This window comes from Nevskia sp., assembly GCF_021732705.1.
GTDB lineage: Bacteria > Pseudomonadota > Gammaproteobacteria > Nevskiales > Nevskiaceae > Nevskia.
Window position 1 is genome coordinate 180,632 of the sequence record NZ_JAKFUM010000008.1, and the last position, 14,266, is coordinate 194,897.

The 14,266-nt window shown below is 68.1% G+C and carries 13 protein-coding genes and 1 pseudogene; 4 read left to right on the forward strand and 10 right to left on the reverse strand.

The window, feature by feature from the left end; genetic code table 11:
• Positions 1 to 155: 155 nt before the first annotated feature.
• From QZ951_RS10235 to QZ951_RS10245, 3 genes are all read right to left on the reverse strand, one after another.
• On the reverse strand, positions 156 to 1,169 hold the full coding sequence (locus QZ951_RS10235; RefSeq protein WP_293000467.1) for a fumarylacetoacetate hydrolase family protein: 1,014 nt from the start codon (positions 1,167 to 1,169) through the stop codon (positions 156 to 158).
• 79 nt (positions 1,170 to 1,248) lie between these two features.
• Complete coding sequence (locus QZ951_RS10240) at positions 1,249 to 2,610, reverse strand: HAMP domain-containing sensor histidine kinase (RefSeq protein WP_293000468.1); 1,362 nt, start codon at positions 2,608 to 2,610, stop codon at positions 1,249 to 1,251.
• Positions 2,607 to 3,314, reverse strand: coding sequence for a response regulator transcription factor (locus QZ951_RS10245; protein WP_293000469.1), 708 nt, complete (start codon positions 3,312 to 3,314; stop codon positions 2,607 to 2,609). Before QZ951_RS10245 ends, QZ951_RS10240 begins: the two co-directional genes overlap by 4 nt.
• A gap of 150 nt (positions 3,315 to 3,464) precedes the next feature.
• On the opposite strand from QZ951_RS10245, the gene QZ951_RS10250 reads away from it, so the two are divergent.
• Positions 3,465 to 4,085 (forward strand): Spy/CpxP family protein refolding chaperone, encoded by a 621-nt coding sequence (locus QZ951_RS10250; protein WP_293000470.1) that lies wholly within the window; start codon positions 3,465 to 3,467, stop codon positions 4,083 to 4,085.
• A 54-nt stretch (positions 4,086 to 4,139) separates the two neighbouring features.
• Here the strand turns inward: QZ951_RS10250 and QZ951_RS10255 are convergent, their stop codons facing one another.
• The 5 genes and pseudogenes from QZ951_RS10255 to phhA all read right to left on the reverse strand — a co-directional run.
• A complete protein-coding gene (locus tag QZ951_RS10255; RefSeq protein WP_293000471.1) occupies positions 4,140 to 5,279 on the reverse strand; it encodes a homogentisate 1,2-dioxygenase in 1,140 nt (379 codons plus the stop codon).
• A gap of 22 nt (positions 5,280 to 5,301) precedes the next feature.
• The gene (locus tag QZ951_RS10260) at positions 5,302 to 7,359 is read right to left on the reverse strand and encodes an amidohydrolase family protein (RefSeq protein ID WP_293000472.1); all 2,058 of its coding nucleotides are present in this window, start codon (positions 7,357 to 7,359) and stop codon (positions 5,302 to 5,304) included.
• A gap of 29 nt (positions 7,360 to 7,388) precedes the next feature.
• The gene (hppD, locus tag QZ951_RS10265; RefSeq protein ID WP_293000473.1) at positions 7,389 to 8,462 is read right to left on the reverse strand and encodes a 4-hydroxyphenylpyruvate dioxygenase; all 1,074 of its coding nucleotides are present in this window, start codon (positions 8,460 to 8,462) and stop codon (positions 7,389 to 7,391) included.
• A gap of 132 nt (positions 8,463 to 8,594) precedes the next feature.
• Positions 8,595 to 8,969, reverse strand: a complete 375-nt coding sequence (locus QZ951_RS20395; protein WP_366943868.1) for a hypothetical protein — start codon at positions 8,967 to 8,969, stop codon at positions 8,595 to 8,597.
• A 150-nt stretch (positions 8,970 to 9,119) separates the two neighbouring features.
• Positions 9,120 to 9,647, reverse strand: a pseudogene (gene phhA / locus QZ951_RS20400) (phenylalanine 4-monooxygenase); the annotation flags it as partial.
• A gap of 146 nt (positions 9,648 to 9,793) precedes the next feature.
• On the opposite strand from phhA, the gene QZ951_RS10275 reads away from it, so the two are divergent.
• Complete coding sequence (locus QZ951_RS10275) at positions 9,794 to 10,264, forward strand: Lrp/AsnC family transcriptional regulator (protein WP_293000475.1); 471 nt, start codon at positions 9,794 to 9,796, stop codon at positions 10,262 to 10,264.
• 13 nt (positions 10,265 to 10,277) lie between these two features.
• On the opposite strand, the gene pip is transcribed toward QZ951_RS10275, so the two are convergent.
• Positions 10,278 to 11,222, reverse strand: coding sequence for a prolyl aminopeptidase (gene pip, locus QZ951_RS10280; protein WP_293000476.1), 945 nt, complete (start codon positions 11,220 to 11,222; stop codon positions 10,278 to 10,280).
• A 53-nt stretch (positions 11,223 to 11,275) separates the two neighbouring features.
• Complete coding sequence (locus QZ951_RS10285; RefSeq protein WP_293000477.1) at positions 11,276 to 11,716, reverse strand: hypothetical protein; 441 nt, start codon at positions 11,714 to 11,716, stop codon at positions 11,276 to 11,278.
• A 179-nt stretch (positions 11,717 to 11,895) separates the two neighbouring features.
• On the opposite strand from QZ951_RS10285, the gene QZ951_RS10290 reads away from it, so the two are divergent.
• Both QZ951_RS10290 and QZ951_RS10295 read left to right on the forward strand, forming a co-directional pair.
• Entirely contained in the window at positions 11,896 to 13,698 is a 1,803-nt protein-coding gene (locus QZ951_RS10290; RefSeq protein ID WP_293000478.1) for a lytic transglycosylase domain-containing protein, read from the forward strand.
• Positions 13,699 to 13,717: 19 nt separating this feature from the next.
• Positions 13,718 to 14,218, forward strand: a complete 501-nt coding sequence (locus QZ951_RS10295; RefSeq protein ID WP_293000480.1) for a DUF695 domain-containing protein — start codon at positions 13,718 to 13,720, stop codon at positions 14,216 to 14,218.
• Positions 14,219 to 14,266: the final 48 nt, after the last annotated feature.

Consider the following 14,266-nt stretch of genomic DNA (forward strand, 5'->3'; position numbering starts at 1 on the left):
GCGACAGAGTGGCGCGAAATCGCGGCGCGATCATTTCAGCGGCTTCATGAACTGAATTTCATCGACCCGCGCAACAGCGCCAGCCGACGCCGCGGGCACCGGATCATCGGTCTCGCGGCGTTCTCCGTGGCGGGCCGTCGACGGCCGGCACCCGATCAGGGATACGGCCGCACCACCTGCTGGATGGCGCCGAAGATCGAGGCGCCGGCGGCATCGAACATCTCGATCCGCACCTCGTCGCCGAACTTCAGGTACGGCGTCTTCGGCGCGCCGGTCAGCAAGGTCTCGACGGTGCGCTGCTCGGCGAGACAGGAATAGCCGACGCCGCCATCCGCCAGCGGCTTGCCCGGGCTGCCGTCCGGACCCTTGTTCGAGACCGTGCCGCTGCCGATGATCGTGCCGGCCACTAGCGGCCGGGTCTTCGCGGCGTGGGCGATCAGCTGCGGGAAGTCGAAGATCATGTCGACGCCGGCATTCGGCTGGCCCAGCCGCACGCCGTTCAGATACGACACCAGCGGCAGGTGCACACGGGCGCCGTCCCAGGCCGCGCCCAATTCGTCCGGTGTCACCGCGCAGGGGCTGAACGCGCTCGACGGCTTGGACTGGAAGAAGCCGAAGTTCTTCGCCAGCTCGTCCGGAATCAGGTTGCGCAGGCTGACATCGTTGACCAGCATCAGCAGGCGGATCTGGGTCCGCGCGCGATCCGGCGCGGTGCCGATCATGACGTCGCCGGTGATCACCGCGACCTCGGCCTCAAGGTCGATGCCGTAGTCCTCGCTGGCCGCCGGAATCGGATCGTGCGGCGCGAGGAAGCTGTCGGACCCGCCCTGGTACATCAGCGGGTCGGTCCAGAAGCTCGGCGGCAGTTCCGCACCCCGCGCCTTGCGCACGAGTTCGACGTGATTGACATAGGCCGAGCCATCCGCCCACTGGTAGGCCCGCGGCAGCGGCGACAGGCATTCGGCCGGGTCGAACGCGAGCGTGCCGGCGATGCGGCCGTCGTTGAGCTGGGCCGACAGCAGTTCGAGGTCCGGGGCGACGGCGTCCCAGTCGTCGAGGGCGTCCTGCAGGGTCTTGACCTGCGGCACCGGAGCGGCGCGCGACAGATCGCGGCTGACGACGACCAGTCGGCCGTCGCGGCTGCCGTCACGCAAGGTAGCGAGTTTCATGTTGGATCATCCGCCAGCAGTGCCAGCGGTCCTGTCTGGTAGCGATCCGGCCATTGTAGTCCTGCCCTGCGGCCGGCCGTCAGGCGACGGGCTCACACGGCAACCGCAGCGACACCGCCAGCCCGCCGCCGTCGGCATTGTCGGCATCGACCGCGCCACGATGCGCGCGGACGATGCGATCGACGATCGCCAGGCCGAGCCCGTGGCCCTCGGCCCGGGCGGCATTGGCGCCGCGGAAGAATGGCCGGAACAGCGACGCGCGCTCGGCATCCGGCACGCCGGGGCCGTGATCGCGCACGGTGATGGTCGCGGTCGCCGCCTGCGCCACCAGCATCAGCGTGATCACGCCGCCATCCGGGCTGAACTTCACCGCGTTCGACAGCAGGTTGTCGACCGCCCGCTCCAGCAGGTTGCGGCTGCCGCTGACCGCGATCGGCTTGGCGCCGGCAGCCAGTGCCGCGCCGTCGAACGCGAAGCGCACGCCGCGGGCATCGGCCTCGATCTGGAACGCGTCGGCCCGCTCGCGCAGCAGTTCGGCGAGATCGACCGGTTCCAGGCTCATGCCGGGAAGATCGGCTTCCATCCGCGACAGCGCCAGCGCTTCGCCGATGGTGCGGTCGAGCCGCTCGATCTCGGCCTCGGCGCGGGCAAAATGCGGGCCGGCGGCGTCCGGCGGCGTGCGCCGCACGAGATCGAGCAGCAGATGCAGCCGCGCCAGCGGCGAGCGCAGTTCGTGCGACACGTCCTGCAGCACGCCGCGCTCGTGCGCCACGAGCGCTTCGATGCGCGTCGCCATGCGGTCGAAGTCGGCGGCGAGCCGGCCGATCTCGTCATCGCGGCCGGTCCACGGCGCGCCGACGCGGGCGCCGAGATCGCCGGCGGTCATCTTCTGCGTCGCTGCGCTCAGCGCGGCGACCGGCCGCGAGATCGAGCGCGCCACCGACCAGCCGAGCGCGCCGATCACCAGCAGCGACAGGGTCACCTGCACCAGCAGCAGGTGCTCGATCCGCGTCGGCGGCGGCCGCGAGCCGCGCACGGCGATCAGCCGGCGCTCGATGCCATCGCTGCCGATCACGCGCTCGCCCGCCAGCAGCACGCCGGGGCGTGGGCGCAGCAGCACGCTGTTTTCGCCGAGCAGCTGATCGAGCGAGCGGCGGGCGAACGGTGGCGGCCGCGGCAGCAGGTTCTCGCGGCCTTCGTACAGCGTGCCGTCGATGCCGCTGCGCCGGTGCTCCTTGCGCCAGCGGGCCAGGCTCGCGACACCGCCATCGAGGTACGCGAGGTTCGCCGACTGCGCCAGCGCCGCCCAGTCCGGCTCCTGCGCGTAGGCGCTGCGGGCAAAGCGCTCGGTGACGAAGACGCTGACCAGCAGGGTCCCGATGTTGGCGGCGACGAACCAGACCAGCAGACGGCCGTAGAGATTCAGCCGCGGCCGCTTCATGGGCTCGACGCGGTGGCGGCGGCTGTGGCGATCAGCTGATAGCCGGCGCCGCGGATCGATTCGATGCGCGGCGCCAGCGTCGAGGCGTCGGCCAGTTTCTTGCGCAGCCGGCTGATGTGGACATCGACACTGCGATCGAAGCGCTCGATTTCCCGGCCCAGGCCTTCGCGGGTCAGCACCGCCTTGTCGACGACCTGCCCGAGCCGCGAGGCCAGCGCCAGCAGCAGCGCGAACTCGGCCCCGGTGAGCTCCAGCGGCGTGCCGTCGATCGTCGCGCGGCGGATCAGCGGCTCGATCCGCAGATGGCCGGCCTCCAGTGCTTCGCCGGCCGCGGACGATGGTGCCCGCAGCCGTGCCCGGACCCTCGCCAGCAGCTCGCGCGGCAGGCAGGGCTTGGCCAGATAGTCGTCGGCGCCGAGTTCCAGACCGATCACGCGGTCCACCGGCTCGCCGCGGGCCGACAGCATGATCACCGGCAGTGCGTGGCGCGCACGCAGCTCGCGCAGCGTTTCCAGCCCGGTGCGCCCGGGCATCATCACGTCGAGGATCAGCAGGTCCGGCCGCTGCTGCGGCTGGTTCAGGCGTTCGATCGCCGCCGCGCCGTCGTGCACGACCTCGACCTCGTACGCTTCATGGCGCAGATAGTCAGCCAGCAGTTCGGCCAGCTCGCGGTCGTCGTCGGCAATCAGGATGCGGGAAGTCATGGCCTTACTGTCCGGCCGCGATCCGGGCCACGCAAGCCCGCCCTTCGCCGGCCGCCCCCGCTTTACCGATCTTTACGGCCGCGCAACCCATCGCCACGGCTGCGAGGCGCTCAATGCTCGGGCGTTCCCAACCCCCCTGCGAGAACCACCATGAACAGCCTCAACCGCGACAACCGTGATGCCCCGTCCGTTTCCTTTTCCGCGATCCGTCCGCTGCGTCGCCTGACCGCCGTGCTGCTGCTCGGCGGCACCGCGCTGGCGGCGCCGATGCTGGCCAGCGCGCTCGGTGCGTTGCCGCCGCTGCCGCCACCACCGGGCGAGCTTGCCGCCGGCCCCGAGCAGAACGCCGGTCCGGGCGCGGGTCCGGCCTTCGGCCCCCGCGGCCACCACCGTGGCCGCCACGGCGGCCCGTTCCTGCACGAGCTGCGCACGCTCGATCTCAGCGAAGCCCAGCGCGCCAGCATCCGCACCGCGATGAAATCGGCCTGGGAATCGGGTCGCAGCCAGCATGAAGCGCTGCGCAGCCTGCAGCGTGCGGCGCTGATCACGGCCCCCGGCGCACCGAACTACGGCAGCGTCGTCAACCAGCTGGCCGATGCCGAAGCCAATGCCGCCCGTGACCGCGTGCAGCGTCTGGCCGCGCTGAAGGCCGAGATCTACGGGATGCTGACGGATGCCCAGAAAGCGACGCTGAACGAGAAGCTCAAGAACCTGCCCGAACCCCCGGCACGCGGCGAGCGTGGCGACAAGGGCGGCTTCCGCGATCGCTGAGGCGAAGCGCGTGTCACCAGAACGCCGGCGTCATGCCGGCGTTCTGCTGTCGGACTAGGGCTGGGCCGGCGTCGTCTGCCACGACTGGTGATAGCCCGCCCATTCCACGGCACTCGCGGCATCGGCGACGTCCAGCGCATCGCGAGCATCGATCATCACCGCGTATTCGTCGGTCGCGATCTTCGGCTGCACCAGCATGCGGCCGAGCGCCTTCGGGTGCGGGCCGTGGGTGAAGCCGCAGGGGTGCAGCGTGACCATGCCGGGATGGATGCCGTCGCGGCTGAAGAAGTCGCCGGCGTGATAGAAGATCACTTCGTCGAAGTCGTCGTTGTTGTGGAAGAACGGCACCTTGATCGCGCCCGGATCGGTCTCGAACGGCCGCGGCACGAAGGTGCAGACGACGAAGCGATGCGCGACGAACGTGGTGTGCGCGCTCGGCGGCAGGTGATAGCGATGCGAGACCAGCGGCCGGATGTCGCGCACGTTGATCCGCACCGGATGCAGCGTGCCGTGCCAGCCCAGCGCATCGAGCGGGTTGTAAGGATAGGTGACGATCGACAGCAGATTGCGGCGCTTGATCACCACCCGCCATTCGCCGGACAGCGCCGCCTGCGCCTTGAAGGCGTCGTCGATCCGCGGCAGGTCGAGCATCGCCGGGTCGAAGATCGCGTGCTCGCCGACCAGCCCCTTGTCCGGCAGCTGATAGCTGCTGCCGGTCGCTTCGATCAGCAGGATCTGCATCGGCTCGGCCACGTCCAGCCGCCACATCGTGCCGCGCGGCAGCACCACGTAATCGCCGGCCTCGATCGCCAGATGACCGTAGTCGCAGTACAGCTCGGCGCGGCCGGCGTGGACGAACAGCAGCTCGTCGCCATCGGCATTGCGCGCAAGGTGATCCATGCTCGCGGCGACGTTCCAGAAGCGCATCCGGCAGTGGCCGTTGTGCAGCAGCTCGCTGGCATGCCACGGACTGGCGCCATCGCGCGGCAGCTGCGTGCAGTCGAACGCGCGCGGCCGCAGCGGGCCATCCCAGCGGGACCAGCCGGTCGGCGGGCGCGGGTGGATCATCTGCGTGGCCGGGCCGAAGAAGCCTTCCTTGCCCAGTTCCCGCTCGACCGTGCCCGGCGGCAGATCGGCATGGGCCTGACGCGAGGCCAGACCTTCAACGTGGGGAATGTGGATCCATTTGCGCATGACGGGCTCGCGGTTGATCGGCTTACGGCGTGGCGGGCAGCAGCGGCGGCGCCACCGGCGATTCGGTCCAGCCGACACTGCCGGCAAACGGCTTGATGCCGAGCGCGGTGAACAGTTCCTGCGGCTGCCACAGCGTATCGCCCTGGATGACGGCGGCGACGCGCCGGATGTCAGAAATGCTCGTCGTCGGATCGCCATCGACCAGCACCAGATCGGCCGCGTACCCGGGTGCAATGCGACCGGCCTCGGCGCTCAGGCCGGCGACGCGGGCAGCGTCGCGCGTCGCCATCTGCAGCACGCGCGGGGCCGGAATGCCGGCGGCGACGTACAGCTCCAGCTCGCGATGCAGCGCAAAACCGGCGAAGCCGTCGGTGCCCGGCACCACCGTCACGCCGGCATCGAACAACTGCTTCAGGAAGCGGCTGATCCTGTCGAACACGATGCGGTCCCGCGGCAGGGTCTTCGCGGTCACGTCGAACAGGCCGCTGCGCAGCGCGCGCTGGAAGGTCAGCGGCAGGTGATCGCTGATCGCCGCGAACGACGGATCGACCTCGCCGCCGACATGGATGAAGGCCTCGTGCACGGTCAGGGTCGGATCGACGACGGTGCCGCGCGCGGCCAGCAGCGCGATGAAATCGCGCACCTCGCGGCTATCCAGATCAAGCTCGGGCAGCAGGTCGCGGATCAGCGTGAAGCGCAGCAGGGTACGGGTGTCATCGCCCGGCTTGACCAGGAAGTTCAGCAGCAGCTGATTGAGGTGATGGACTTCGTCGTAGCCGGCGCGCACCGCTTCCTCGGCGCGCATGAACGCCGGAATGTGGCCGCCCACCTTGAGGCCGCGCTCGTGTGCATGGGCCACGACCGGCGGCACCCATTCCGGCTTGAACGAGTTGTACAGCTTCAACTGGCGCACGCCGCGCTCGGCGTACCAGTCCACCGCCCGCTTTGCGGAATCGACATCGTTGACGACGATGCCGTTGCGCGCGGCATTCGGACTGTCGCCTTCGATGAAGCCGTTGACGACCACACGCGGGCCGATCGCCTCGTGCCGCGCGATGCTGTCGCGCAGCGTTTCGAGCGCATCGTTCTGGTTGCCGAGGTCGCGCACGGTGGTGACGCCGTTCGCCAGATGCAGCGCGCCATCACTCGGGGCCAGGTGTGCGTGCATGTCGAACAGGCCCGGCAGGGCGATGCGGCCGCCGCCGTCGATCGTCGCCTGCGCGTCCTGCGGCGCGGAGCCGGCCGGGCGGATCGTGGTGATCCGGCCGCGGAACACGGTGATATCGGCAGGCTGACCCACCTGCGCGGTCTCGCTGTCGAACACGCGGACGTTGCGGATGACGGTAAGCCCCGGCAGCGGGTGGCGCAGGCTGCTCGCGAGTTCCTGCTGGAGGGCGGCCTTCGCGGCTTCCGTGGCCTGCCCGAGCGCGACCGCTTCCGCCTCGTAGCCTTTCTCGATCAGCCCGAGCCAGGGCTCGACGGCAGCGAACAGCCGCGGCGTCTTCCCTTCCGTCAGCCACAGCAGCTGCGGCTCGGTGCCGAGGCCGATCAGCGCGTACAGGCCGATCTCGTGCTCGCCCGCCGTGCCTGTCACCGTGCGGCTGGCGAGGCGCTTCACGCTGAGCTCGCCACCGGGCAGCAGCCCAATCCGGCCACCATTGGCGAGTGCCGCGACCGCCACCTGCGCATACGTATGGAAGCTCGATTCGATCGGCAGATAGACCGCAGGCCCGCTCGGCACGGTCTGACCGGTTTCGCCCGGCGCATTCCAGCGCGCGCTGCTGCCTTCGCGAATGAAATCCGCCTTGACCCGGCTGCCGAAAGTGCTGGTGCCGCGCACCCGGTAGCGGCGGAAGGTGCCATCCGGCGCCAGTGCGTAGTCTTCCGACAGGTCCGGCCCGCGGCCGTTGTCGCGATAGTGCTGCTCGACATGGACGCGGCCATCGGCGGCCGTCGTCGCCACCTCGCTGCCGCCGGACTGGCCCTGGAACATCACGTTGAACTCGACGCGCGACGCGGGCGCGGCGGACGCGGCAGTCACGACCAACAGCGGCAGCAGCAGGCTGATCCAGCGGCGCATCGCGGGCTCCGGAAACCGAACTGCGCCGACTATGCCGCGCCGGCCTTCAGCACGCCACGGCGAATCTGGTCTTCCTCGATCGATTCGAACAGCGCCTTGAAATTGCCCTCGCCGAAGCCTTCATTGCCCTTGCGCTGGATGATCTCGAAGAAGATCGGTCCGATCACGGTGCTGGTGAAGATCTGCAGCAGGATGCCTTCCACCGGTGCGCCGTCGATCAGGATGCGCAAGCTCCGCAGCCGCGGCAGATCCTCGCCGTGGTTCGGCACGCGCGTGTCGGTCTTGTCGTAGTACGTGTCCGGCGTGTCCATGAACACGACGCCGCGGGCGCGCAGCGCTTCGACCGTGGCGTAGATGTCGTCGGTCGCGAGCGCGATGTGCTGGATGCCTTCGCCGCGATAGTCGCGGATGAATTCGGCGATCTGCGACTGGTCGTCCGCGCTTTCATTGATGGGGATGCGGATCTTGCCACAGGGGCTGGTCATCGCTCGCGACACGAGGCCGGTGAGCTTGCCTTCGATGTCGAAATAGCGGATTTCGCGGAAGTTGGCGATGCGCGTGTAGAAGCCCGACCAGACATCCATGTTGCCGTGGGCCACGTTGTGCGTCAGGTGATCGAGCGCCTTCAGGCCGACGCCGGCCGGCTGCTGCTCGGCACCCGGAATCGGGACGAAGTCGACGTCGTAGATCGAATGCGAGCCGTAGCGATCGATGAAATAGAGCACCGAATTGCCGATGCCGTAGACCGCCGGCAGGTTCAGCTCCATCAGCCCTGGGCGCGTGTCGAACGGCACCGCACCCTGCGCCACCGCATGACGGAACGCGGCCGGCGCGTCCTTCACGCGCCAGCCCATCGCGCAGGCGCTCGGGCCATGGGCGATCGCGAACTGCGCGAAGTGCGTGTACGGCGTGCCGTTCACCAGGAAGTGGATGTCGCCCTGCTTGAACAGGGTCACGTCCTTCGAGCGATGACGCGCCGCGGCGGTGAAGCCGAGCAGCTCGAACAGCGCATGCAGCTGCGCCACGCCAGCCGCGGTCGGCGCGGTGAATTCGACGAACTCGAAGCCGTCGGTCTGCAGCGGGTTGGTGATGTTGGCGGTCATGGTGGGCTCCGGGCGGGGCTCGTTGGAATCGGGGTCACGTGTTCTGGCGCAGCTTGTTACGGCCAATCACCATCGATTGCGGCGTACTGGATTCCCGCCTGCGCGGGAATGACGCGGTTTGGCGGTGTGGGCTCAGGCCGCCAGCGGCTTCGGCGGAAACAGCGGCGCATGCAGGCCCAGCCGTCGCGCCTCGGCCACCGCGGCCAGCAGATCGACGCGGGTCAGCGCATGCAGATCGCGGAACGATTCGAGCACGTAGTACAGCGGCTGCAGGATGTCGATGCGATACGGCGTGCGCAGCACCTCGATCAGATCGAACGGCCGACGCTGCGGCACCGGGCCGACGGCGTACGCGGTTTCGCCCGGCGACGACAGGATGCCGCCACCGTAGATCTTGAGGCGGTCGCGCGACGTGACGGCATTCAAGGCGCTTTCATGGGTTGGCTGCGTCCTGCCATCCCTGGCGAGGCCGTTCGCGGTTTCCGCAGCCCCAGCCCCGCCATCCATGGCGGGGCTCTCATCGGCGATCCGAATGCCATTCAAGGCGACTTCGCTGGCTCGCTGCGTCCTGCCATCCCTGGCGAGGCCGTTCCCGGTTGCAATGGCCCCGGCCCCGCCATTCGTGGCGGGGCGCTCGTCGGCAGCGTGAATGCCATTCAAGGCATTCACGCTGCCGATGAGCCCAAACTCCACCGTGAACCAGTAGAGACGGGCCAGGAACACGCGGTCTTCCTTCGACGCGGCAAGCCCGATGCGGCCGTAGGTTTCGGTGAATTCGGCGAACCACGGGTTGGTCAGCAGCGGCGTGTGGCCGAACAGCTCGTGGAAAATGTCCGGCTCCTGCAGATAGTCCAGATGCTCGCGGCGGCGGATGAAGGTGGCGGCTGGGAAGCGCTTGGCAGCCAGCAGCGCGAAGAACTCGGAAAACGGAATCAGCGCCGGCACCGCCGCGACTTCCCAGCCGGTTTCGCGCTTGAGCCGCGCGGAGACATCCGGCAACTGCGGAATCTGGTCCGGCGACAGCTTCAGCAGGTCCAGCCCGTACTTGAACTCATCGCAGGCGACATCGGCGATCGCGGCCGTCTGGCGCGCGTACAGCGTCGCCCAGATCGCGTGTTCGTCAGCGGAATACGCGACACGGCCAGAGGCATCCGGTGCCGATGAGCGATAGCTCGATGCTTCCATCCCCTTGGCCATGAGCCACCTCGTTCGACGCGATTCTCGAGCGTTCAGGTTAGCGCGCGGCGGCCACGGTTTTATTGCAAAGATTGCGGCCATACGCATGATCCACGCATGATTCCACTATCAAACTGACAACGGATAGCGAAAACATGCGCGCCGATCTGGACCGCACCGACCTGCGCATCCTGCGCGAGCTGCAAGCCGACGGCCGCCTGCCGGTGGTCGAGCTGGCCGACAAGGTCGCGCTGTCGGCCACCGCCTGCCAGCGGCGGCTGAAGAAACTGGAGGAATCCGGCGTGATCGATCGATACGCCGCGCTGCTCAACCCGGCAGCACTGGGCCTTGGCATCGAGGCCTTTGTCCGGGTAGCGATCGAGCGGCAGTCGAAGGACGCGACGCAGGCTTTCGAAGCCGCCGTGCGCGCCCGGCCCGAGGTCCGCGCCTGCTACGTGATGACTGGCGATCTCGACTTCCTGCTGCATGTGCAGGTGGCCGATCTCGCCGCGTTCGCCGAGTTCTCGATGCGGGTGCTGATCGGCCTGCCGGGCGTGAAGGACGTGCGCTCGTCGCTGGTGCTCGAAGCGATCAAGCGTGACGAGGGGCTGGCGCTGGGCGGCTGACCCAGCAGCCGAATTACAGCCGCGCCATCCGGTCCGCCGCGTCGATCAGCCGGCTCAGCGTGCCGCTCTCGCTGGCGGCATGGCCGGCGTCCGGCACGACTTGCAGCTCGGCTTCCGGCCACGCGCGGTGCAGGTCCCAGGCGGATTTCGCAGGGCAGACCACGTCGTAGCGGCCCTGCACGATGACGCCGGGGATGTGCTTCAACTTGTGCGCGTCGTCCAGCAGCTGGTTCGGCCGCAGGAAGCCGCCGTTGACGAAGTAGTGGCATTCGATCCGGGCGAAGGCTTCGGCGAAGTCATCGCCGCCGTAGCGGGCGATCATGTCGGTCGACGGGATCAGCTTCGAGGTCGCGCCTTCCCAGATGCTCCAGCTCTTCGCGGCATCGCGGCGCACTTCCGGGTTTTCGCTGGTCAGGCGGCGGTGGTAAGCGGCGACCAGGTCGCCGCGCTCGCTGACCGGAATCGGGGCGATGTAGTGCTCCCAGGCGTCCGGGAAGATCCAGCTGCAGCCTTCCTGATAGAACCAGCGGATTTCCTCCGGCCGGATCAGGAAGATGCCGCGCAGGATCAGGCCCAGCGTGCGTTCCGGATGGGTTTCGGCATAGGCCAGCGCCAGGGTCGAGCCCCAGGAGCCGCCGAACACCACCCAGGCATCGATGCCGAGGGTGGTGCGGATGGTTTCCATGTCGGCAACCAGATCCCAGGTCGTGTTCTCGCGCAGGTCTGCGTACGGCGTGGATCGGCCGCAGCCGCGCTGATCGAACAGCACGATGCGGTAGCGCTTCGGGTCGAAGAACTGGCGGTGCCAGGCCTCGCAGCCGCCGCCGGGGCCGCCGTGGACGAAGACCACCGGCTTGCCCGCGGGATTGCCGCTTTCCTCGACGTAAATCTCGTGGATCTCGGTGACCTTGAGGCGGTGAACGCGGTACGGCTCGATCGGCGGGTAGGGCTGGGCCATGGCGGAAGCGTGTCGGTAAGTGCGTCTAGATTAACCGGATGATCGGGCCGGCTTCACAGCACCGTCCTGCCAAAGCCGAATAGCAGCACCGCAAAGCCGCCGATCTCGCCGGCGACCAGCGCCCACATGAAGCCGTGGATCAGCACGCCGGGAATCGTCGCGCGGCCCAGCCGATGCGGGTGCTGCAACTGGTTGTCGGTATCGCGCAGCAGGCCATGCAGCACGTAGGTGCCGATCGCCAGCCCAAAGAACAGCAGCGGCAGGCCGACGGCCCAGACCGTGCCGGCGGCATCCAGCGGCGAATACGGCACGAACTCGCGCAGCAACAAGGCTGAGAACGCGTACATCAGCGATGCGCGGTGGGCGATGTCGACATAGACCGGCGCGCTGGCGGTGTCGCTGGTGGCGATGTGGCGGTACTTCCATAGGCCGGTCAGCAGGCCGGTCATGAAATAGAGGCCGGCGGCGAGCAGGCACAGGGTTTCGGCGGTCATCGGGTCGGAATTCGGATGCGGTTTTCGGTGAGCGGCGGCGTGGCGGTGAGCCGTGCGGTCAGCGGTGCAGATTCAGACACGCAAAGGCTTCCGGTTCAATTGTCGCCCAGTCGGCTGCTGCGCTAGCATCGCTCGACGTTGTCATCCCTGCTTCACGATTCCTGCGAGCGATCATGCGAATGCCGAACAAGTCCCTGATTCTCGCGATGTTGGCGACGCTCGCCGGGCCCGTGGCCGCTGCCGATGCGCCCGCCGCCGCCGCTACGGCGAACCCTGCGCCGACCGCCGCACCCGCTGCGGCGCCGGCCCCGCTCAGCGGCTTGCAGACGATTCCGGCAGCCCCGCCCGGAACGGCTGCCGCGATCGCCGTGGCTGCGGTCGATCCGATTCATGTCGAAGACCCGGCGTTTCCGGTGCCCACGATCCTGAAGCCGGCCGTCGCGTTCTGGACCAAGGTCTTCGCCGAATGGTCCGAGCACAACAGCGTGCTGCACGCGAAGGACGATTTGTCGAAGGTCTACAAGGTGCTCGATTTCCGCGCCGATGCGGCCGTGCTGGCGCCGGTCGCGCTGGCGAACCTGAAAGCGCGCGAGGAAAAGGCGGCGCGGCTCGAACTCGACACCAATCTGCGCGCGCTGCAGAAGCTGCTCGACACCGGTGTCGTCATCGAGCCTAAGCAATTGCCGCGCGATCAGGCCAGCCTGTACGCGATGTTCAGCGGCGACAAGGACCCGAAGCGCTTCGCTCACGCGGCCGATGAGGTCCGCATCCAGCGCGGCCTGCGCGAGCGCACGCAGCGCGCGCTCGAAATTTCAGGCCGCTACCTGCCGGAAATGGAGCGCATCTTCGCCAGCTACGGCCTGCCAACCCGGCTGACCCGGCTGCCGCTGGTCGAATCGAGCTTCAACGTCGAGGCCTATTCGAAGGCCGCCGCCGCCGGCCTGTGGCAGTTCATTCCGTCATCGGCTCGCATCTACATGCGATTGAACGATATCGTCGACGATCGTCGTGATCCTTGGGCCTCCACCGACGCCGCCGCCCGGCATCTGCGCGACGACTTCAACGCGCTCGGCTCATGGCCACTGGCGCTGACCGCGTACAACCACGGCCGCGGCGGCATCGCCAAGGCGCTGAAGGCGGTCGACGGCACCACGCTGACCGACATCATCGAGCGCTACGACGCGCCGAGCTTCGGCTTCGCGTCGAGCAACTTCTACGCGGAATTCATCGCCGCCAGCGAAGTGGAACGCAACTACCACCAGCATTTCGGCGATGTCGTGCGCGAGCCGGTGCTGAAGTTCGAAACCGTCCGCACCCGCGATTTCGTGCCGTACGAAACGCTGCGTCGGCTGGTCGGGGCGGACGAAGAAGAATTCCGCCGTCTCAATCCGGCCTATCGCCCGGAAGTGGTCAGCGGCCGTCTGTACGTGCCGCCGAGCCACCCGATCCGCGTGCCGACCGGTGCCGCGCAGCGCTTCGAACTGGCCTACGCCACGCTGACGGCCGAGCAGCGTTTCGATGCCCAGCGCCGCTTCTACAGCAACCATGTCGTGGCCAAGGGCGATTCGATCGGCAAGATCGCGCGCCGCTACGGCATCAGCGAGAAGGAACTGCTCGCCGCGAACAGCCTGCCGAAGAACGCCAAGGTCCGCCGTGGCCAGAAGCTCAAGATTCCGCCGGCCGACAGCAGCCCGGCCGAAATCGAGGTCGCCCGCGCCAGCGATGACGGCGCGGCAGGCACGTCCGCCGCCGCAACGGCTTCAACGCTGACCGTCAGCGGCGATTCGCTGGCCACGGTCAAGGCGTCGGCGTCCACGTCCAGCGCCGTGCCGCACCTGACGCACCGGGTGAAGCGCGGCCAGACGCTCGGCGCAATCGCCAAGCGCTACCGCACGTCGATCGCCTCGCTGCGCGAACTGAACGGCATCGGCGAGAAAGACGTGATCCGAGTCGGCTCGACGATCAAGGTGCCGCGCGGCTGAGATTCAGGAACGCATCGCTATGACGCGTCCTCGCGCCCTGCTGGCTTTCGGACTTTTGATGGCCGCCGTGGCACAGGCGCAGACTTGGGATCTCGCCACATCGACTCACGCAACGACGGGCGACGCGATCGTCTTCCGGTACCTCGATCAGTTCGCGGACGGCTTCGACAAGGCGACCCAACCTCAGCGAATCATCATCACGTGGCGCTACGACGGTACGCGGGGCCAGCCGTCCCGCGAAGAACGCACACGGATGGACGCCCTCGAGGATGCGTTGATTCCGGCGGTCGAAAAGAATGGCTTCGCGACGCTGGCGCTCGTGTCCACCGGCGACAACTTGCGCGAGTGGATCTGGTACGCGAAATCCGAGGCCGAGTTCTTTGATCGCCTGAATCGGGCGCTCCGGAAGCTGCAACGCTTCCCGATCGACATTCACTCAGCGCCTGATCCCGAGTGGAAGTCTTACCAAGACTTCAAGACTGGCCTCGCGGCTAGCCCTGAGGGCGGCCGCAAGAACTAGTTCGCTGTCGACGGCGCAACCCGCTGCCCAGGTTGCCGCGATCTCGCT